Genomic DNA, 22,725 nt, shown 5'->3' on the forward strand with positions numbered 1-22,725 from the left:
TCAATAAATTGGTTAATTTTAACCATCTTAATCAATGCTAATTGTCCATTTTTTGTATAGGAAATTGTTGTAAAATATCTTTAAATGTCTAAATATATGCACTATTGTTGTACTTTTGTGCTTTACGTTAAAAAAGAGGGGGGTAAGTGGATGAGGATTAATAGAAAAGTAAGGGAAGGTATGCATCAAGTTTCTATTTGCTTGTTAATATTACTAGTAATGCTTTATAGTATTTTTCCATCGATAGCTCCTTTAGTTCAAGCGGAAGGTGGAGCAGCAGAAGATGTGACAGCGACTGCAACAGATAGTAAATGGTTAACATATAAATTTGATGAATTTTCCAATGACAAATTTAATCAGTTATTTACTGTAAATGGTGCGGCAGAAGTTCCTAATGGGGCAGAATTTATCCGTTTGACCCCAGCAGAAACAATACAAAGTGGAGCGGTTTTTAATAACAATAAGCTTTGTCCTGTAAACAATTACTCTTTCAGTACTGCCTTTTCATTTATGATGAGTAATCAAAGTGCAGCAGGTCCAAGTGATGGTTTGACGTTCACACTCCAGACAGGTACAACTAGTTTAGAAGTACCAGGTGGTAGCGTGGGATACTACGGACTATCACCTAGTTTTACGATTAAGTACGATACATTTAAAAATGATGTTTATCAAGATCCCTCTGATAACTACATTGGACTCGCAACAAATGGGGAGTTAGTCAATCAGCCTGGTTGGTTTACTGATTTGAACCAATATAATGCGAGTAATGGTACCAGCTTTGTTTTATCTAATGGGACTATGTATTACACGTGGATCGATTATGATAGTGTAGCTCAAACTGTTCAGGTGCTTCTAGCCACTACCCCAGACAGGGCTAGTGCAAATAAAGTATTGGATGTAGATGGCATTGACCTTAGCAATATATTTGGTGGTCAGCCATTTCACGCTGGTTTTACGGCTGCTACAGGATCCCCTAATTATGAGACTCATGATATTCATAGCTGGTATTTTGTAAATGACTATGCACCGATTACGACACTTAATCCACAAAATGATTACAAAATAGCACCAAGCAATGTGGAATTAGTTACGGAGTCGGCAAGCAGTCCGGGTGTACATAATGTTACAGTGACTTTAACAGACCCTTCAGGTAATCCGGTTGCCGGTGCAGTTCCGGATTCTTTTACGACTACTAGTGGGGAGTTAACCGGGCCGAATGGAGAGCCTTTAACTGAATTAGTGTCTGATACAGAAGGGAAAATCCATGCTTTATTGGTTAATGCTGATCATTCTACGGAAGTGACGGTTTCAGCCAATGTCAATTGTATAGAGGTTTCTGATACGATTCCAGCTACAGAACAGCCACCGGATATGGAGGAGCCACCAGTAGGGGCGTGTCCAGTACCGGTAGCATTGATTAATGGTAGTTTTGAGGAACCTACTGCTAGAATGCCAGGGGATACAGGTTCACCAGGAGCAGAGCATGCTTGGCAGTATTTCTACGAACACGAAGTTCCAGGTTGGCAAACAACTGCTTCGGATAAATTTATTCAGATTATGAAATCCGAATATCTTTTAGCAGGGATGGAAATCAATCCCCCACATGGGAATCAATATGCTGAATTAAATGCGGATCAAGTATCGGCGTTGTACCAAGATGTTGAAACGACACCAGGTCAAACCATATATTGGAGAGTAGCTCACAGGGGACTTTTAGGTGAAGATACTATGGCTGTACAAATAGGTTCAGTCGATACCCCAGCAGATGAGCTGCCAGTAATACAGGAAATAAGTACAGGAAATACTGGTTGGGAATATTATTCTGGATCCTATACAGTACCAGCTGGGCAAGCAACAACAAGATTTGCTTTTAACTCCATAGACGCAGCTGGTGGAGATCAACGTTGGGGGAATTTATTAGATGATGTTTTTCTTGGAACAAAACCATGTGTCGTTGCAGAGAAAACCGTTTCCCCAGAGGGAGAGGTTTTTGCTGGGCAAGAATTAACCTATGAAGTAACTGTTAAGAATAACGGTGGTGATATTGCAGCCGATGCAGTATTCGAAGATGCTATTCCTGAAGGTACAGAGTATGTTCCAGGTTCTTTAAAAATTATCGATGGACCAGGAGCGGGAAATCTAACGGATATAGAAGGTGATGATGCCGGTCATTTTGACGGGAAAAAAGTCATCGTAGAGTTAGGCGACTTGCCAAACACCAATAACTTACCAGATGGGATTACGGTTCAGTTTAAAGTAAAGGCGCTGGACACGGATGCTGAAAGAGAAGTTATCAACAAGGCTTTTATCAACTATAACAATCTATTAATAAATGAAAGAGAAACAACCGAAACAAATGAAACAACGAATACAATCCTACCAAGAGAGGGAATTGACGCTTGTGCGGCACCGGTAGCGTTGATTAATGGTAGTTTTGAAGAGCCGTCTTATTCTTCAGAATACCCTACCGGACCTGGATACTATGTTTTAGATGCTTCGCTAATGCCGGGATGGAAGACAACAGATTCCAGTCAGGTTTTTGAGGTGTTTAATAAGTTCCTTATGGATCAACTTGAGCCAGGTTCTATACATGATGAACAAGGTTTAATAAATGATGTCCCTGATGGGGAACAGATGGTGGAATTAAATAGTCGTGAAGCGGCTCAGTTATACCAAGATGTGGAGACAACACCAGGGCAAATAATTTATTGGAGACTTGCGCATAAAGGTAGGCTAGGTGAGGATACAATGGCGGTAAAGATAGGTTCAGCAAGTACGGAACCTCAAAGCCTCCCAACCATTCAGGAAGTAACAACAGGAAGAGATGAGTGGAAATATTATTCTGGCACATATACGGTTCCAGCTGGACAAACGGTTACACGCTTTGGTTTCGAGGCAATTTCTTCTGCCGGTGGTGATAAGGCAGTTGGAAACTTCCTAGACGACATCTTCCTAGGAACAGAGCCATGTGTGGTTGCAGAGAAAACTGTTTCTCCAGAGGGGGAAGTTTATGCAGGTGATGAATTAACCTATGAAGTAACCGTTAAGAACAACGGTGGAGATATTGCAGCAAATGCAGTATTCGAAGACGCTATTCCTGCCGGTACCAAATATGTTCCTGGTTCCTTAAAAATAATCGATGGACCAGGTACAGGGGATTTAACGGACCAAAAAGGTGACGATGCAGGTAGGTACGATGAAGAAAGTAATAACGTGATCATAGAATTAGGAGATTTACCTAATACAAACGATCTACCGAATGGCGTTACCGTACAATTTAAAGTAAAAGCACTGGTAGATGATACCGTAAGTGAAATTATCAATAAAGCAAAAGTTAACTATGACAATCTATTAACCAATGAGAGTAAAACAACAGAATCAAATGAGACGACAACGGAACTCGCGTATCAGAAGCCTGTATTAGAATCTCAAAAAGCCGCAGAAGTCTTTGAAAAAGCGGATGGTAATACAGACCTAGAACATCCAGAAGTAGGGGACATCTTAACCTACACGATTCAAACACGTAACACGGTAGAAGATAGTCTCGTCAAAAACCTTATTATCCGCGACGAACTTCCAGAAGGACTGGAATACGTGACGGGCACACTCAGTGTAGATGGCGTATCGGTCACAGATGAGGAAGATGATGACGCCGGTCATAGTCTAAACGGAGAAATCTTCGGAGCATTTGGGGACATCACCGATACGGAGTGGCATTCTATAACCTTCCAAGTGGAAGTAGGTCCAGGACAAGCTGGTCAAGATATTAAAAACATCGCAACAGTAGATGGTGACAATATCGATGAACCAGACGAGCCAAGTGAGGAAGTTCTAGTCTATCCTCGTAATCCTAATTTAGAATCCGATAAGTTCTCTAGCATCGAAGAAAAAGGCGAAGGTAACAATGATGCCGATAAATACCAAGTCGGTGACACGATTAAATACACGATCCAAGCCCGTAATACGGTCAGAGAAAGTGTAGTGGAAAACTTTGTAATTTCCGACGTATTACCAGAAGGCCTAACTTATTTAGAAGGTAGCTTAGAAGCGAGTCACGAAGGATCGACTAATTTCACTAATGGAGCTATCACTGCTAATTTCGGTGAAGTTACAGACGATGAATGGCGAATCGTAACATTCCTAGCAACCATTGACGCTGGTCAATCCGGTCAAACCATCCAAAACACGGCAACCGTGGATGGAGACAATGTTGAGGAACCAGATGAGCCAAGTGAAGAGTTTCAGGTTGATCCACGTGAACCGAGATTAGAATCGGAAAAGACCTATGATATTGCAGAAAAATTTGAAGGTAATACAGATGCAGAACACCCAGAAGTGGGAGATATCTTAACCTACACGATTCAAACACGTAACATGGTAGAAGATAGTCTCGTCAAAAACCTTACCATTCGAGACGTACTTCCGGAGGGGCTGGAATATGTAGCAGAATCATTAACTGTAGACGGAGTCGCTGTCACAGATGAAGAAGACAATGATGCAGGTCACAGTGTAAATGGCGAAATCTTCGGGTCATTTGGCGACATCACCGATACCGAATGGCACAAAGTGACCTTCCAAGTGGTAGTTGGGGAAGGACAAGCTGGTCAAGATATTAAAAATATCGCAACTGTAGATGGAGACAATATCGATGAACCGGATGAGCCGAGTGAGGAAGTTCTTGTATACCCACGTGAACCGAAAGTGGAATCGGAAAAAATGGCTGAAAATGTAGAAGAAGGTAAAGAAGTTTATGAAGTAGGCGATACGATTAAGTACACGATCCAAGCTCGAAATACGGTGAAGGAAAGTGTAGTGGAAAACTTTGCTATTTCCGATGTTCTACCAGAAGGCCTTTCCTACGTAGAAGATAGCTTAGAATTAAGCCATGATGGAAGCGGCAACTTCGAAGACGGAACTATAACGGCAGCGTTTGGAGATGTCACCGATATCGAATGGCGAATCGTAACGTTCCTAGCGACGATTGATTCCGGTCAATCCGGTCAAACCATCAATAATACCGCAACGGTAGATGGAGATAATTTCGACGAGCCGGACAAACCAGCAAAAGAAATTACAGTCGATCCAAAAGAACCGAAGTTAGATTCGGAAAAATCAGCTAGTATTGCCGAAAAATTGGAAGGTAACACAGATACAGAACATGCAGAAGTAGGGGACATCTTAACCTATACGATTCAAACACGCAACACAATAGAAGATAGTCTGGTAGAAAGCCTTACTATTCGCGACACCATTCCAGAAGGCTTGGAATATGTAGTGGGGTCGCTAACTGTGGATGGCGTTTCCGTCACAGATGAAGCAGATGATGACGCCGGTCATAGTGTAGACGGAGAAATCCTCGGAGCATTTGGTGATATCACGGATACCGAATGGCACACGTTAACCTTCCAGGTAGTAGTTGGGGCTGGTCAAGCCGGTCAAGATATTATCAACATTGCATTAGTTGATGGAGAAAATGTCGATACACCGGAGGAACCAAAGCACGAGCTGCTTGTCTATCCAAGAATTCCGGTACTTGAATCCGAGAAAAGCTCTAGTATTGTGGAAAAAGGAGAAGGCAATTCGAACAATAAGGCCTACCAAGTAGGAGATACAATTGAATATACTATTCAAGCTCGCAATACTGTAAAAGAAAGTCTAGTGACTAACTTTGAAATTACGGATGTATTGCCAGAAGGACTTACCTTTATAGAAGGAAGCCTTGAAGCAAGTCATGAAGGAGTCGCTGATTTCCGTAACGGAATAATTACAGCAAAATTTGGCGATGTGTCAGATACAGAATGGCGTACTGTCACCTTCCAAGCTACGATTGATTCTGGCCAAGTTGGAAAAACACTTCAAAATATCGCGACAGTTGACGGTGGTAATATAGAAGTTCCAGATAAACCCGAAAATGAAATTACGGTTAATCCTAGAGATCCTGAACTAGAGTCAGAAAAAACGTCAGCTATTACAGAAAAAGCGGAAGGCAATTCTAACAAGGATTATGCAGAGGTTGGGGATATTCTAACCTATACCATCCAGACCCGTAATACCGTACCAGATAGTCTGGTATCCAATCTAATAATCGCTGACACAATCCCAGATGGATTGGAATATTTAACAGGTACTTTAACTGTAGATGGAAATTCTGTAACTGATGCTGAAGATGATGATGCTGGTGAGAGTATTAATGGGGAAATATTAGCTGAATTTGGCGATATTACAGATACCGAATGGCATTCTATAATCTTCCAGGTGAAAGTTAAAGAAGGACAAGCAGGTAAGGATATCACCAATATCGCAGTGGTAGAAGGTGACAATGTTACCTCATCAGATAAACCAGAAAATGAAGTAAGAATCTATCCTCGTAATCCGGAAGTTGAATCGGAGAAGACAGCAGTTAATGCTAAAGAGGGCAAGAATATTTATGAAGTAGGCGACAGGGTCATTTACACCATAAAAGCTAGAAATACAGTGCAAGATAGTGTCATTGAAGACCTTGTAATCTCGGACGCTCTACCGAAAGGACTTTCCTTTGTAGAAGGAACTATTGAGGTAAGCCATGATGGGAATGGTAGCTACAAAGATGGGACCATTACTGCAAGCTTTGGTGATGTTGCTGATACGGAGTGGAGAACCATTACCTTCCATGCCTTAATCGATTCGAAACAAACCGGTGATACAATTGAAAATATTGCAACCGTAGATGGAGGCAACATCGATAATCCAGAAACACCAATAGAAGCGATTACGATTGAAAAAGAAGTAACGAATCCTCCGGTAAAGCCAAGCCCAGAAGATGAGGATCAAAATGGTGGACCTAATCCAACAAATAATAAGGATGGAAATAGGGAAGCTCCTGTAAGTGGCAAGGAACTGCCAAAAACAGCAACTAATCACTATAATTTCCTTCTTATAGGTGCAGCATTATTTCTATTAGGTTTAGTGGTATGGATTTCAAGGAGGAAAGTAGCAAGAGACTAAAGTATTGGTAAAAGGAGATAGTCATACCAGTTAGAACAGCTGGGAGACTATCTTTCTTTTTTCACTGTTCTATACCAAAGCGCTTTTTTGTAAATATTACTTAAAATAGGATACTTTATCTATTAACATATACCCAAGAAGCAGTTATGATAAGAGTAGTTAGAATCGCGCGAAAGTTAGGTGATGAAATAGCATGGTAAAAAAGATATTTTCCTTTGTTACTGTATTATTAATTGCAGCTGGTGTTACCTTGACTGGATATTCCATATTTAATATATGGAATTCAGCCCAACAGCAGGATAAATTATTGGTAGAAGCTAAAGGGCTAATCTCAGAATCTCCACCGCAAGAAGAGGAAGAGATAGATATCCCCGATTTTCAAATAGGGGATGCAATCGGTATATTAGAAGTGCCTAAAATCGATGAGGAGCTACCAATAGTAGAGGGCACAGATAGTGAACAGCTTCGTAAAGGTGTTGGTCACTATATAGGGACTGCTTTACCTAATCAAAATGACCAAATCGTGTTATCCGGACATCGTGACACGGTATTTAAAAAATTTGACCAAATAGGTATTGGCGATCAGTTTATTGTTAAATTACAATATGGAGAATTTACCTACGAGATTGTGGATACAAAAATTGTAGATGCTGATGATCTTACGGTTATTAAGCCTACTGCGCCCGAAGAAATATTAACTGTTACAACGTGTTATCCTTTTGGCTATATTGGAGATGCACCAGAGCGTTTTATTTTTACAGCAAAAAGAGTCGACTAAACAGCCTATTTCATTTAAATACAACCGATATTATTTTAAATAGCTAGTCATAACCGTTGATGAGATTTAATCATGATTATCAACGGTTTTTTAATTTTATAAAATACTTTTATTACGTAGCTCCATGTTTTGGTTACTTTAGTAGGACTACCTGGTATTGTCTGCCTTAAATGTATAATTATCACTTGTTATAGTAGATAAAAACTTTACGAATTACCTTTTCTTCGTATCTATATTTTGGTAGTTATCCTTTAAATTATCAAGGCCGTGTTGTATGATTATCAATGAATTCTTAAATTTATAAATCCATAGTACTGTTGAATGAAAGTGTACGTTATACTAATTTATTTACATCATTGAATTGGCGAAGGGAGAGAGTGAATCAATGAAAGTGATTCTAATCGACGATGAGCATCTAGCATTAACGAGACTTGAGCATCTGTTTGCGGAATACATCGACGAAATAGAAGTGGTTGGGGCATATCAGAATGCATCACAGGCACTAAAGGAAATAGAAGTAATCTCTCCTGATGTAGTATTTTTAGATATTGAAATGCCGGGAATGAATGGTCTCGAATTAGCAGGAAAAATTCAGGAGATAAATCATCATATAGAAATCGTTTTTGTAACTGGCTATAATGAGTATGCGATAGAGGCCTTTGAATTATTTGCGTTTGATTACATATTAAAGCCTATCTTGGGAAATCGCTTGAGAAAGTCTCTAACACAATTACAGCGCCGCATTAGTAACAGTCCCTTACCTAGTACGGAGGGGGGAATGGATAAGGCTTGGATTCAATGCTTTAATCAAATTAAAGTAAAAGGACCAGATTATAAGGAAGAAGCCTTAAAGTGGCGAACATCAAAGGCGCAGGAGCTTTTCGCGTACTTGTTCCATAACAGAGGGAAAATGATTAATAAGGAGATACTGGTCGACCTACTTTGGCCATCCACTAATAATACCCAACAGCTTTATACAACTATCTATCACATTCGAAGAACCCTTAAACAGTATGGCTTAGAATCGTTGTCTATTCAAAGTGGTAACGGTGGATATACTTTAACTGTTGATAATATCAAAATTGATACCGAGGAATGGGAACAACATTTAAACCAATTAGAACCGATATCGGATAAGAACTATATGGAATATGAGCATGTATTTTATGAATATAAAGGGGACTATCTGGGGGAATTTGGATATTTATGGGCAGAGGCAGAGAAAGAGCGGTTTAAACAGCTGTGGTTGAACCATAGTATAAATTTAATAAATTTTTATCAAGGTAAAGGAAACCATGAAGATGCTATTAAGATCTGCCAGAGGATACAGCAAATGTATCCTGATGTAGAAGAGAGTTACTTTGAACTGATGAAAATATATGCTACCATGAATAAACTAATAGCGGTGGAAGAGCAATATCGAAGGTTAACTAGTCTATTGACAAGAGAGCTAGGTGTAGAACCTAGTCGGATGATAAGGAATTGGTACAAGAATTGGAAGCGTAAAAAAGTATAACTCACATATAGGTTTTTTATAATAAAGAGCTTACACATGATAGGTGAGGAATATAAGTGGAATATCCTAACGCAATGGAATTTTATCTAAAAGGGTGGTAATCATGCCATGCGAATTCTGTCGTAAAACACGAGAGAGGCTTTTTTGTGCAAAGAAAAAAGGGCCATTAAATTGGCCCCTATCACACTTAAGCCAACTCTACCTTATAAACCCCACGCTCTGTCGTAATAAAAAATTTTTCCCCATCAAATTCATACATGGTACTGTCCTGTAGCGGTATTTCGTAAGAAGGAGAAGGAAGGGGCTGTGTACTCATCGTTGCCAATGTTTGAATCTGACCTTCCCCATTTAACTGTAGACTGTGCATGGGCACATAATCATCTATTCTACGCGTATTACGGTCGTACGATACACTTTCTAAATGAAGCACGATTTGGTCAACATCGTCCATTTCGTGCTTCGTTATTTTAACTTGTCTTCCGCTCCACTGTTGAATAAGCTCGTTAAATGCTTCAACAGATAAAAATTGATGTTCCATAACCATCCCTCCTGCTTATAAATTCTCCTAAACCGTATAGAAATATGCGAAATCTATCCTTACCAATTGACACCTTTTCATAAAATATGGTATTTATGTGGTAGTGATTAGCACTCTCGGCTGTAGAGTGCTAAAAATAATCTAATCGAAACTATTTATCATGAGGAGTGTTGAGCATGGGGAAAAGGAAATTTAAAGCAGAATCGAAGCGGTTATTAGAGTTAATGATTAACTCTATTTATTCACAGCGTGAGGTATTCTTGCGTGAGCTAATTTCAAATGCGAGTGATGCAATCGATAAGATTTACTACAAAGCATTAACCGATGAGAATTTAACCTTTAATCAAAGTGATTACTATATAAAGATTGAAGCGGATAAAGAGGCAAGAACATTAAAAATTACCGATACTGGTATTGGAATGACCCAAGAAGAGCTAGAGAAAAACTTAGGTACTATTGCTAAAAGTGGTTCCTTAAGCTTTAAAAATGAAAATGAAATTAAAGATGGTCATGACATTATCGGACAATTTGGTGTTGGATTCTATGCAGCGTTTATGGTTGCAGATGTTGTAACGGTAGTAAGTAGAGCATTAGGAAGTGAGAAAGCGTTCAAGTGGGAGTCCAAAGGTACAGATGGCTATACGCTAGAAGCTGCGTCAAAAGATTCAGTTGGAACAGAAATTACATTAAAGCTAAAAGCAAACACAGAAGATGAGAATTATGATGAATACTTAGAAGAATATCGTCTGAAAGAGATTGTGAAGAAGTATTCCGATTTCATTCGTTATCCTATTAAGATGGAAGTAACGAAAAGCAAGAAGGATGACGATAGCGATGAATATATCGACTATAAAGAGGAAGAAACCATCAACAGCATGGTTCCAATCTGGAAAAAGAATAAAAGCGAGCTATCTGATGAGGACTATGAGAACTTCTATCGTGAGAAGCGATATGGTTTTGATAAACCATTAAAACATATTCATTTAAGTGTCGACGGTACCATTCGTTATAATGCGCTTCTTTTTATTCCGGAAAACCGTCCATTTGATTACTACTCGCAGGATTATGAAAAGGGATTAGAGCTATATTCCAATGGTGTACTAATTATGGAGAAGTGTGGAGACTTGATTCCAGACCACTTTAGCTTTGTAAAGGGACTTGTCGATTCAGAGGACCTATCCCTGAACATTTCCCGAGAAATGCTACAGCATGATAGACAATTAAAGCTTATTGCAAAAAATATTAATAAGAAAATTAAACAACAGCTGATCAATCTGCAACGAGATGATCGAGAAAAATATGAGAAATTCTTCCAAGCATTTGGTCGTCAGTTGAAATTTGGTGTGTATAACGAATTTGGAGCGAATAAAGATACACTAAAAGATCTACTACTATTCTACTCCTCTAAAGAGAAGAAGCTGGTGACCTTGGCAGAGTATGTATCCAGAATGCCAGAGGATCAAAAGTATATTTACTATGCAACAGGTGATTCTATTGACCGTATAGACAAGCTTCCACAAACAGAGCTTGTAGCGGATAAAGGCTATGAAATTCTATACTTTACAGAAGAAATCGATGAATTCGCTATCCGCATGCTTTTGAGCTATGAGGAAAAAGAATTCAAATCTGTTTCTAGCCAAGACTTAGGCATTGACTCAGAAGACGATAAGACAACAGAAGAAGAAACAACGGAATACAAAGAGCTTTTCGAATACATGAAGGAAAAGCTAGCTGGAAAGGTAAAAGAAGTTCGACTATCCAAGCGTTTACGTTCTCATCCAGTATGCTTAACTGCAGATGGAGAAATCTCAATTGAGATGGAAAAGGTTATTAATGCGATGCCAGATAATAACCAGCATGTAAAAGCGGAGAAGGTACTAGAAATTAATCCAAACCATGAAGTCTTCCAAACATTAAAGGATGCATTTGAGAAGGATAAAGAAAGATTAGATCTATTCACTAACATTCTGTTCAATCAAGCACTACTAATTGAAGGCCTACCAGTAGAGGATCCAGTTGAATTTACGAATAATATATGTAAAGTCATGGTTACGGCTTAATAATCGTTAACAATAGTAGTGGGAAATTCTAAAATTTTATTGAGAAATATATAGTGCTATCTCATCCTGGGGATAGCACTATTTTTTTGTGGTTAAAAATGGAATTGGTTGTGTATTAGGTGTGTTAAAATCCTGTTATATTGTAATTGAATGTAGAGCTTAAAAATTTTAGTCAAAGAGGAACTTTTCAAGGTGTTATACGGTCTGTATATATACAGGGGGTGTTTGGGATTAGTGGGCTAAATGAAGCAGCAATATATGAAGTCTATTTCGAGAAAGTGTATAAAACTGCCTTTTATATCTTGAAAAATGAGGAGCTAGCCAAAGATGCGACACATGATACCTTTATAAAGGTATTTAAAAATTGGGGGAAAATGAAGCAGCAATCCAAACTTAATGCTTGGATTACTACTATTGCAACACGTACGGCTATTGATATTTATAATAAAAATAAGAAACAACTAGCATATGAATTAAAAGAAGAACATATTGCCATCTCAGATGAATTTAATTATAAGAAAGATGAGTTAGAAAATTATCTAGATGCTATTCCACCAGACCAAAAACAAGTATTGATTTTGAAATATATAGAAGATTTAACAGAGAAAGAAATTGCAAGCCTACTTTCGATTAAATTAGGAACCGTTAAATCAAGAATATATCGTGCAAAACAGAAATTATATGATCAGTATCAATTGGGAGGTGATAATGGTGTTGAATCATAATCTAAAAGAAGAGAACATAAAAGAACACATAACCAAGGAGACGGATTCAATTAAGGTGCCAGAGGGATTAAAAGAAGAATTGTGGGCTAAGGTTAAGCCTATTCCTAGGAAAAGAAAGATAACTTCCAAAGTTCTTCCTTATATAGCGGCTATTGCTTGTCTAGCTATTTTTGTTCCACTTGTGTTAAGCATATTACCTTTTGGCTCTACGCCTAGCGATGATTTATCTGGTCAAACCTTCAGACTTGCTCATCCATATATGCCACTAGAGGGTGGACCGATGAAATATGATTCTATTATGACAATAGAATTTAAAGGTGGAAATGGATTTACAAGTAATAGGTATGGTGACGGGAAGTATGAACTACATGATGATCTGCTTGTCCTTCAATTTGAAAATGAAAATGAGTTTTTAGAAATAAAATTAACCCTTCATGAAAGTGATGAGGATTTCAGTAAGTATTCTGCAAGCATTAGTGATGTTAATTTTGAAATGAAGGATAAGGATGAAATAAGTCACTTTAAGAATTTCTACCTTTCATTAAATCAAGATAGGCAAGTCGAATTTCTAATAGAATAGCTAGAGACGACAAAGCTTAAATATCCTATTTTTGGATAAATGTGCGGTATAGCGGGTACGTTAAATACAATAACAAGATGAAGCAAGCTTGGAATGAGGGTCAAACCCATTTCCAAGCTTTCTTGTAGTTTATTATAGTTGTTCACTACTGTTTTCAGATGTAAAGTGTTATCGTAATGCTTTATCTAATGTTTCCAAGTTTCGCTCCATTAAACTGAAGTAATCTTCTCCACTTTCGATATCCTCATCTGTCAGTGTGGATAAATTATGCAAATACAGGGCTTCCGCACCAATCTCGTCTTGAATAACTTTTGCAACTTTAGGGGTTATATTTTGTTCAAAGATAACGTATTTTAAATCCTTTTCTTTTGCAACTTGGATTAGCTTTGTTAATTCACTTTGAGACGGCTCTTGGCTAGAAGATAGACCGGCAATTGGGATGGACTTAATGCCGTAGCTTTTCTCCCAATAACCATAGGCAGCGTGTGAGACAATCATCTCCGGATTTTCCTTGGAATCTACTAATTGATGGAATTCCTCATCTAATGCTTCCAAGTCTTGTTTCAATGTTTCAAAGTTTTCCTCGAACTCTTCACGTGCATCAGGCTTTAGATCAACGAGTGTATTTTTAATATTTTCAGCGAGAACGATCGCCTGATATGGGTCAATCCATACATGAGGGTCTTGATCCCCATGGTGATGACCGTCATCATGTTCTGAATCCTGGTGGTCATCGCCGTCGTGATCATGACTAGCTTCTTCGCCATGATGCTCATGATCATGTGGAATAGCTTCAATACCTTCTGCTGCCTCCACGAATACCACATCTTCTTTCTTCAGTGTTTCCTTTACTTTTTCCGCGTACGACTCCATACCAAGTCCATTAAAGATAAAGGCATCTGCCTTGGCAATATCTAAGATATCCTTAGAGGTAGGTTCAAACGTATGGCTGTCTGCTCCTGGTGGGATAAGGGTATTTACTTGTACATGCTCTCCACCGATTTTTTTTGCAAAATCTTCTAATGGATAGATAGAAGTGAAAATCGTTAGTGTATCGTCTGTATTTTGAACACCAGCAGCTGATGATGCATTTTCATCATTCGTGTTGCATGCTGCTAATAGTAATAGTAATCCTATAAAACTAGTTAATAACCAGATATTTTTCAAATGACAACTCTCCCTTAAATCGTTCAGAAATGATTATATCGGAACGGTTACGTTTTGTAAATAGTAGTTGTTACGATTTAAGCTGATTTCGTAAGTTGTCATAATTGATGTAACAATGAGCGAATTGAAATTCAAATGCCGTCAGAATAACGAATTTGTATAGGAATCCTTTATTTATAGCCTTTCGTTGCTAAGCCTTAAGTGGAAAAACTTTCTATCTCTTCTAAATGGGGTGTCACATTATTCCTTTATGTGGTTCATCATTCCTTTACTCCCTCATAAACTATAAAAAGCATATTTTGGAGGGATCATCATTGACCGATGCAAAAGAGCTGCATAAAGCAATTGAGGAAATTACAGAAATTGCAGAAGGGTTTGGGTTAGATTTTTATCCGATGCGTTATGAAATATGTCCAGCCGATATCATTTATACGTTTGGTGCCTATGGTATGCCAACACGCTTTTCTCATTGGAGCTTTGGAAAACAATTCCACCGGATGAAGCTACAATATGATTTAGGCTTAAGTCAAATATACGAGCTAGTCATTAATTCCGATCCATGCTATGCCTTCTTATTAAATACGAATAGTCTGATTCAGAATAAATTAATCATTGCTCATGTTCTAGCTCATTGTGATTTCTTTAAAAATAATGTTCGTTTCTCCAATACGAGAAGGGATATGGTCGAAAGCATGACAGCAACCGCAGAACGTATTGCCCACTATGAGCTTCTGCATGGTAGAGATGAAGTGGAGAAATTCTTAGATGCCGTACTTGCTATTCAAGAACATATCGACCCTTCCATCGTGCGCCCTAAGCTTGCGGAGTATGCTTGGGATGAGGAGGAGTCCCCAATTAAGAAGGCCACTTCCCCATATGATGATTTATGGGGATTAGATGAAAAAGAAAAAGAGGAGAAGCCAAGTGTAAAGAAGCGGAAGAAATTCCCGCCAAAGCCGGAAAAGGATTTGCTCCTCTTTATTGAGCATTACAGCCGAGAATTAGAGGATTGGCAACGCGATATTCTGACAATGATGCGTGAGGAAATGCTTTATTTTTGGCCACAGTTGGAGACAAAAATCATGAATGAGGGCTGGGCTTCGTATTCTAATAATGTTTTATATACCTGAGCGGGATAGGTAAATAAAGAGCTTATTGAAATGATTAAATATTCATTTCAATAAGCTCTTTTAATTTATTCTCAACTTATATTTTGCTAATCACTAAACATTTAGAAAAACACTACTGTTTTTGCTATTATATATATGGAGGTGTTAAAATATGGCAGGATTCTCAGCCCAAGGACCTATGCTTGGTTATCTTTATCAAGCTAGATACGCATTGTATAAGATATTACAAAGAGAAGAGAATTACTCCGTGAAAATTGAGGGGTTAGATGATATTACTTTTGAATCTAATGGTAAACCAAAGGAACTGTTACAAACAAAGCATAGAGCAAAGGGAGCTTCGTTATCCAATACATCTGTTGACCTTTGGAAAACAATAAGAATTTGGAGTGAATATATTATAAATGGCAAAATTACAGAAGATGATAAAGTGTTGTTGGTACTAATTACCACAGCTGATATAAAGCCTAATAACACACTTGCAGAGGCATTATTGCCTAAAGAGTCTAAGAAGAGAAATGTAACAACGGCTGTAACTATAATGGATCAAGTATCTAAAAGTAATAGTAATAAAAGTAACAAGACTAGTTATGAACGCTATCGCAAATTAAATGCTAAGCAGAAAAAGTTATTAGCAAATTCAATTACTATAGTAAACTCAGAAACTAGAATCGAGGATTTAGATAATAAATTAAAACAAATCCTTTTACTTACTTCGAGACAAGAATTTGTTGATGATGTCCTTGAAAGAATAGAGGGATGGTGGTTTAATCATACAATTCTTCACCTAAATAATGGTTCAAACCTACCAATTTCTAAAGAAATGATACTTAATAAACTCCACGACATTAGAGATGAATATAATAAAGATAATTTACCAATTTATGATTATGAATTTGATTTTGATTCACATGAGATTGATAGTGATCAACGCCCATTTGTTGAGCAATTAAGGTTAATTTCACTTAATAATAGAAATATTCTTAAGGCGGTTAATGATTATATGAACGCTTATTATCATAGATCACAGTGGGTTAGAAAAGATCTAATATTTGATGATGATATTAGGAAATATGAGGATAGATTAATTGAAGAGTGGGAAAGGCTCTTTGACAATATGGTTGAAGACATTGATTTGATTGGAAAGAAGACAAATCTTACATATATAGAATCGGGTAGAACACTGTATCGAACTGTACAAAGTTTAGATATACATATAAGGAAACGTGCAGATGACCCTTTTATTATGAGAGGTAGTTATCAAATTCTAGCAAATGAACTTAGGGTTGGGTGGCATTTAGAATTTGAAGAAAGATTAAAAAGCATAATCACTAAAGCAGTAGGAGAATAAATATGTTGCAGAATCAGCCAGTTGAAGTTAGAAATTTGTTAAACTCTGCATTTTGTGGAGAAGTAATTAGAAGGTGTATTAAAAGTTATGAAAAAAACACAGGTGCTTTGTTCCCGTACAGTATAGTATATTTCATTTTACCGTTAGTGTTGCATGAGGAAACTAGAATATCTATATCTAATAATTCTAGAAAGCATCTACATGTTTGGCTAGATACTGAGGTGCAACTTAAAATAAAATCCGCCAATAGAATTAAGAGTATGGTCCCAATAACTAATGAAGCGTTAATTTTCCTGCTTTCTAATGGTTATATAAGTGTAAATAAGAATAAAATCCTTGTTAAAAATTACCGCAGAAAAAATAAGCAGTTTGAAAATACTGAGGTTCAGGAATGTTTTAATGCTGCTGAAATACTCGGAAGATGGTTTGGTAAAGCAGGAAAAGAAACTACAATCTTCTCGATGTTTGGAGTGAAACCGTAAATGCAAATCAAAAAAATTGTACTATATAATTCAAAGGGGCAAAGAAGAATTGTTCCATTAGAACTTGATAAAGTAAACATTATCACTGGAGCTTCCAAAAAAGGTAAGTCAGCAATAATTGACATTATTGACTATTGTTTGGGAAGTGATGAATGTAATGTGGCTGAAGGAATTATTAGAAAGTCTGTAGATTGGTTTGCACTTCTTTTATCTTTCAATAAGGATGAAGAAGTTTTCATAGCCAGAAGAAATCCCAAACCCCAGTTCAATTCCTCGAATGAGGTATATTTTGAAGTGGGACAAAGTGTATCTTTGCCAAATATTATCCTAGAAGGGAATACTACAATAAAGGCTATGATTTCTCTTTTATCAAATAAACTGGGTATTGAAGATAACTTACATATTCCTTCCCAAAACAGTACAAGGTTGCCAAGTGAAGCAAATTTAAGACACGCTCTAACTTTTTGTTTTCAAGGTCAAGACGAGATAGCATCTAAAAGTATACTATTTCATAGGCAAAATGACCCTTTTAAAATGTTAAGTATAAAGGATACATTACAATACTTCTTGGGAGTTGTTAATGAGAATGAGATTAAGATTAGAAATCAATTAACTACTGCAAAAAGAGAGCTAAAACGTATTAATAAAAGAATAAATGAGGAGGAATTGATCAAGGGTGATAATTCAAGTAAGGCATATTCATTAATTACTGAGGCTATTGAAGTCGGACTAATAGATAAAGATGAAGTAGAGGGTATGGAAGAGAATTTAAATGAAGTTATAAATTTATTAGCCGTAAAGGTCGACAGTTGGACTCCTAATTATGATCCTAGTATAGGAGAGAGCCAAATTGATGGTTTACAGGATAAATTGTATAACTTACAGAAGCAATACTTTGATAAGCAACAAGAATATGCTTTAACTGAAAAGTATTTGAAGGATGTTGATAACTATGAATATGAATTATTTGAACAAAAAACAAGGCTAACTTCTCTAGATTTATTTAGTAATCCGAAGCACAATATTTCAGAGTGTCCACTTTGCCAAAGTAAATTGAGCTCTACAAGGACGCCGGTTTCCGATATTAATCAAAGTTTAAACCAAATTTCACAAGAATTGGGAACAAGTAAAAATGAAATTCCGAAGGTTAGAAAATACTTGGAATCTTTGAATGATGAGATTAATGCTATTAAAAACTCCATTATATTGATAAAAGATCAGATTAATAGTATTCATAGCCTTGAACAAAGCTCCAATGGCATTCGGAATCATAGTTTTTCCCAAAGCAGAGTTGTTGGGAGAATAAGTTTATTCCTAGATAGTGTAAAACTAAGTAATGAAATTGAGGACTTAAAAGTTAAGCAACATGAGATGGAAGAGCTAATTGGGGAACTTGAATATCAATTGAGTGAAGATGAAATAAAAAACAGATTAGAGTCAGTGAATTTTAAAATTAATATGGATATGACATCAAGATCTAATTCATTACAACTGGAACATAGTAATAAACCTATAAGGCTAGACTTTAACAAATTAACTGTGGTAGTCGATGACGATGAAAAGTCTATACCACTATACAAGATAGGGAGTGGGGAGAATTGGGTTTCACTTCATGTTCTAGCTCATTTAGCACTACATAAATATTTTGTCACTAATTCAAGACCTGTGCCAAAGTTTTTAGTTATAGATCAGCCTACACAAGTTTATTTTCCAAATACAAAAAAGGAAGATCTTAAAGAAGATATTAAATCTTTAAAAGATGAGGACTTAAAGGCGGTAAATCGTTTGTTTGATTTAATGTTTAAATTTGTAGAAGAAGTTTCATCTTTTCAAATCATAGTATTAGACCATGCTGATTTAGAAAATAAGAAATTTCAATCTGCAGTTTCACAGAGGTGGAGAGGAGATAAAGCATTAATTCCATTAGAGTGGGAAAAGGTTTAATAAATGAAGGGAATTCAAGTCTTGTCATAAAGATGATAATGACAGGATAATAACATTGATGAATAATGTAAAATGTACGCAAAATGAGGCTGGGACAAAACCCCAGTAATTAAAAAACAGGTACTATCCAAAAAATGGATAGTACCTGTTTTTTTGCACACAAAAAGGACACCATTTGATAAAATTAAAGTAACCACACCATAACTTTATCGGAGGTATCCTTATGTTTAAATATTATAACATGAATCAAGTAGTTTTGCCGCTAGATTTGGAAATCAAATTAAAAGAAAAGGATATTGCGTTTGCGATCCATGATCTTGTCGAATCCATACCTGATGAAGCTTTCGATGAATTCCTACGTCAAACAGGGCGTCCTGCCTATCATCCTCGTATGATGTTGAAGATTATTTTGTGTGGCTATACCCAATCTGCATTTTCTGGTCGTAAAATAGAAGCATTACTAGGAGACTGTATTCGTATGATGTGGTTGGCTCAAGGTGATGAACCAAGCACCATCAATCGTTTTCGTTCCAATCCACTCATTGAAAATCTCTTGCGTGAATGCTTTGTGCAATTTCGGAACCAGCTCGTAGAAAAAGAATTGATTTAGGAAGAAGCAATTTTTATTGATGGAACGAAGATTGAGGCAAACGCAAATAAGTTTACCTTTGTCTGGCGCAAATCCGTTGAAAAATATAGTGACAAGTTAATAGAAAAGTCCAATCAACTTTATGATGAATTATTGGAAAAGGAAATTATCCCAGCTATGGAACTCGAGAATGAGGAAGAGCTCTCCGTTGAGGAAATGAAAGAGATAGTGGAAAAGTTAGACGAAAAGATAGGAGAATACGATGAAAAAATCGAAACTTGTGAGGTTGGGAGTGAACGTAAAAAAATCCGTTCAGAGCGCAAACTATCCAAACAGGCCCGTAAGCAGTTAATAGATTTTATCACACGTAAACAAAAATACCAAAGCGACATGGAGCTATTTGGGGAACGGAATAGTTATTCGAAAACCGATCCAGATGCGACATTTATGCGAATGAAAGATGATTATATGAAGAACGGGCAACTGAAAGCTGGTTACAATGTACAATTAGCTACAGAGGGTCAGTATGCACTCGCTTACGATGTCTTTCCAAATCCAACCGATACACGAACCTTGATTCCATTTCTTAATACAATAGAAGAATCCTTTTTTAAACTGCCAGATTACATTGTGGCGGATGCAGGATATGGCAGTGAACAGAATTATGAAGATATCATCCAAAAACGAAATCGAACTCCACTCATTACATACAATCAATATCGAAAAGAGAAGAAAAAGAAGCACAAAAACAACGCCTTTCATGTGGACAATTGGGAGTACAACGAGGAAGAGGACTTCTATCAATGTCCGAATGGCCGCAACGTATCGTTTCGTTATTATTCCAAACGAAAAGACAGATATGGGTTTACAAGAGAATTTAAAGTGTATGAATGCGAAGACTGTTTAGGTTGCCCACTCCGTCATCTGTGCACCAAAGCGAAAGAAGGGAACAATCGAAAGATCTACATCAATGAAAAGTGGGAATCACAAAAAGAATATGTACGTACAAAGCTTTCAGACGAGAAGACTGGTGAGATTTATGGGAAACGTAAAATCGATGTGGAACCAGCGTTCGGTTTTCTGAAGGCTAATTTGGGTTTCACCCGTTTTTCCGTAAGGGGAAAAGAGAAAGTGAAAAATGAATTAGGATTTGCGTTCATGGCGGTAAACCTAAGAAAATATACCGCTATGAACATAATTCAAACACATGAATACAGAAATAATCCAAAGAAAAATGGTTCCAATCATCTATTTTTAGTGATTGGAACCATTTTTCACTTATTTTGGCTGGTTATGTCCCAGCCTCTTGTTAATTGTATAGGATTTAGCCCAGTGGGATGTCCAATACGATTTCAATATTCTCTTCATCAAAAACGATTAACTTCTCAACCAAGGTCTGAACCAGGGACTTAGCTTCAACGATAGGAAGAGTGTCTAACGCATCCAACACAGATGTTAGTTTACGATTAATCTCATTTTCAAGTTTTTTGATATTAACTGGATTACTATCACGAAAACTATCTAATTCAGATATTCGGTTGTCCAAACGCTTTTTTTCTTCCTGTAAATCCTCTAACTCAATTAATCCAGCAGTATATGCTTCTACTTTTCTTTGATATCGTTTTTTTACTATCTGAATTTGCTTAGATACTTCTTCTCTTTGTGTACCCAAAACCTGATGTTCTAACTCAATAGAGTAAGATGTACCAATGGATCTAGTTAGTTGTAATAATCCTTGTTTAAACCACGCTTCTACATCATTCGCTACATAATATTTACTAGTACAAGTCCCTTTGTTCTTATTAGCTGAACAGCGATATACTCGCTTTCTATTATTCTTTGAGCCATGCCAGGAAATACTCATACCGGATCCGCATTTTCCACATTTTAAGATTCCCCCTAGAAGATGAGGACTGGTTTTAGATCGAGGATGAATGTTTGGTTTTGCTAGTTTCTTTTGTACAGCTTCCCAAGTGGTCGTATCGATGATTGCTGGATGAGAATGGGGTACCGTTATCCACTTCTCCTCATCCTTCAGGGTTTTCCGTTTGTTTCCTCTATCCGTACGGTTCCAAACAAGGGTACCAATATAAGCTGGATTAGAAAGCATCAGTTTAACAGAGCGAATCGACCATTCTTTCTTTTGTTTGGAAGGAATCCCTTGCTCATTTAACTGTTTAGCAATACTGTAAAACCCAAGTCCTTTGTTCAAATACATATCAAATACTTTTTTCACAACATCGGCTTCTTGGTTATTTACCACAAGCTCCTTATCTACTAAATCATAACCATAGGGACTTTGAGTAAGCCATTTTCCTTTGCTAGCGGCATGGTGCATATTATCGATAACACGTTCCCGAATTCTCTCTCTTTCGAACTCCGCAACCGCTCCTAATACTTGTAATGTCAATCTTCCGGATGGGGTATTCGTATCAAAGGACTCACTAATCGAAATAAAGGAGACTTCATGTTCTTGAAATAAGTCGATTATTTCTAGTAGGTCCTTTAATTTTCTACTTATCCGGTCCAGTTTTGTGATCAACACTTTTGATATATGACCACTAGTAACTTCATTTATTAATTTTTTGAGTTGTGGACGTTCTAGGCTTTTAGCGGAATAACCATCATCGATAAATAAAATCGGTTCTTCATTCCATCCCATCGCCGTACAATATGCTTTCAGGCGTTCCTGTTGTTCAGCAAGGGAAACACCATCTCTAGCCTGCTCATCTGTTGAAACACGGCAATATAGAGCGATAGACTTTTCTGGTTGTAAGGGATGAAATTTCATTGAACTGCCTCCAATGCCATTTGTTCATATATATGAAGAAACAAACTAAAAAATGAGAGTATTAATACTCACAACTCCCTGCATACACATGAA

At 37.2% G+C, this 22,725-nt stretch carries 12 protein-coding genes and 2 pseudogenes; 11 read left to right on the forward strand and 3 right to left on the reverse strand.

Going from position 1 to position 22,725, the window contains the following annotated elements; all coding sequences use genetic code 11:
• Positions 1-150: 150 nt before the first annotated feature.
• The 3 genes from KGF86_RS01880 to KGF86_RS01890 all read left to right on the forward strand — a co-directional run bounded on the left by KGF86_RS01880 (position 151) and on the right by KGF86_RS01890 (position 9,278).
• On the forward strand, positions 151-6,984 hold the full coding sequence (locus tag KGF86_RS01880) for an isopeptide-forming domain-containing fimbrial protein (RefSeq protein ID WP_211740994.1): 6,834 nt from the start codon (positions 151-153) through the stop codon (positions 6,982-6,984).
• 193 nt (positions 6,985-7,177) lie between these two features.
• Complete coding sequence (locus KGF86_RS01885; RefSeq protein WP_211740995.1) at positions 7,178-7,762, forward strand: class D sortase; 585 nt, start codon at positions 7,178-7,180, stop codon at positions 7,760-7,762.
• 385 nt (positions 7,763-8,147) lie between these two features.
• Positions 8,148-9,278, forward strand: a complete 1,131-nt coding sequence (locus KGF86_RS01890) for a response regulator (RefSeq protein WP_211740996.1) — start codon at positions 8,148-8,150, stop codon at positions 9,276-9,278.
• 187 nt (positions 9,279-9,465) lie between these two features.
• Here the strand turns inward: KGF86_RS01890 and ymzB are convergent, their stop codons facing one another.
• Positions 9,466-9,816 carry a protein YmzB gene (gene ymzB, locus KGF86_RS01895; protein WP_211740997.1) on the reverse strand — a complete coding sequence of 117 codons (351 nt, stop codon included), beginning with the start codon at positions 9,814-9,816 and terminating at the stop codon, positions 9,466-9,468.
• A 176-nt stretch (positions 9,817-9,992) separates the two neighbouring features.
• On the opposite strand from ymzB, the gene htpG reads away from it, so the two are divergent.
• The 3 genes from htpG to KGF86_RS01910 all read left to right on the forward strand — a co-directional run bounded on the left by htpG (position 9,993) and on the right by KGF86_RS01910 (position 13,181).
• Positions 9,993-11,876, forward strand: coding sequence for a molecular chaperone HtpG (htpG, locus tag KGF86_RS01900; RefSeq protein WP_211740998.1), 1,884 nt, complete (start codon positions 9,993-9,995; stop codon positions 11,874-11,876).
• A gap of 146 nt (positions 11,877-12,022) precedes the next feature.
• A complete protein-coding gene (locus KGF86_RS01905; RefSeq protein ID WP_246521262.1) occupies positions 12,023-12,601 on the forward strand; it encodes an RNA polymerase sigma factor in 579 nt (192 codons plus the stop codon).
• Complete coding sequence (locus KGF86_RS01910) at positions 12,588-13,181, forward strand: hypothetical protein (RefSeq protein ID WP_211740999.1); 594 nt, start codon at positions 12,588-12,590, stop codon at positions 13,179-13,181. Before KGF86_RS01905 ends, KGF86_RS01910 begins: the two co-directional genes overlap by 14 nt.
• Before the next feature lie 168 nt (positions 13,182-13,349).
• On the opposite strand, the gene KGF86_RS01915 is transcribed toward KGF86_RS01910, so the two are convergent.
• Positions 13,350-14,348 carry a metal ABC transporter solute-binding protein, Zn/Mn family gene (locus tag KGF86_RS01915; RefSeq protein WP_246521264.1) on the reverse strand — a complete coding sequence of 333 codons (999 nt, stop codon included), beginning with the start codon at positions 14,346-14,348 and terminating at the stop codon, positions 13,350-13,352.
• A gap of 314 nt (positions 14,349-14,662) precedes the next feature.
• On the opposite strand from KGF86_RS01915, the pseudogene KGF86_RS01920 reads away from it, so the two are divergent.
• The 5 genes and pseudogenes from KGF86_RS01920 to KGF86_RS01940 all read left to right on the forward strand — a co-directional run.
• A pseudogene (locus KGF86_RS01920) lies at positions 14,663-15,454 on the forward strand (SpoVR family protein); the annotation flags it as partial.
• Between the two features lie 175 nt (positions 15,455-15,629).
• A complete protein-coding gene (locus KGF86_RS01925) occupies positions 15,630-16,826 on the forward strand; it encodes an ABC-three component system protein (RefSeq protein WP_211741000.1) in 1,197 nt (398 codons plus the stop codon).
• Between the two features lie 2 nt (positions 16,827-16,828).
• The gene (locus tag KGF86_RS01930; RefSeq protein WP_211741001.1) at positions 16,829-17,308 is read left to right on the forward strand and encodes a three component ABC system middle component; all 480 of its coding nucleotides are present in this window, start codon (positions 16,829-16,831) and stop codon (positions 17,306-17,308) included.
• A complete protein-coding gene (locus KGF86_RS01935) occupies positions 17,309-19,252 on the forward strand; it encodes a DUF3732 domain-containing protein (protein WP_211741002.1) in 1,944 nt (647 codons plus the stop codon).
• 223 nt (positions 19,253-19,475) lie between these two features.
• Positions 19,476-21,254, forward strand: a pseudogene (locus KGF86_RS01940) (IS1182 family transposase).
• On the opposite strand, the gene KGF86_RS01945 reads toward KGF86_RS01940, so the two are convergent.
• Positions 21,166-22,632: a recombinase family protein gene (locus KGF86_RS01945; protein ID WP_211741003.1), complete on the reverse strand. Its 1,467-nt coding sequence runs from the start codon at positions 22,630-22,632 to the stop codon at positions 21,166-21,168. The pseudogene KGF86_RS01940 and the gene KGF86_RS01945 sit on opposite strands and share 89 nt — an antisense overlap.
• Between the last annotated feature and the right edge of the window lie 93 nt (positions 22,633-22,725).

It is taken from the genome of Ornithinibacillus massiliensis, from assembly GCF_018310345.1.
Lineage (GTDB): Bacteria > Bacillota > Bacilli > Bacillales > Amphibacillaceae > Ornithinibacillus > Ornithinibacillus massiliensis.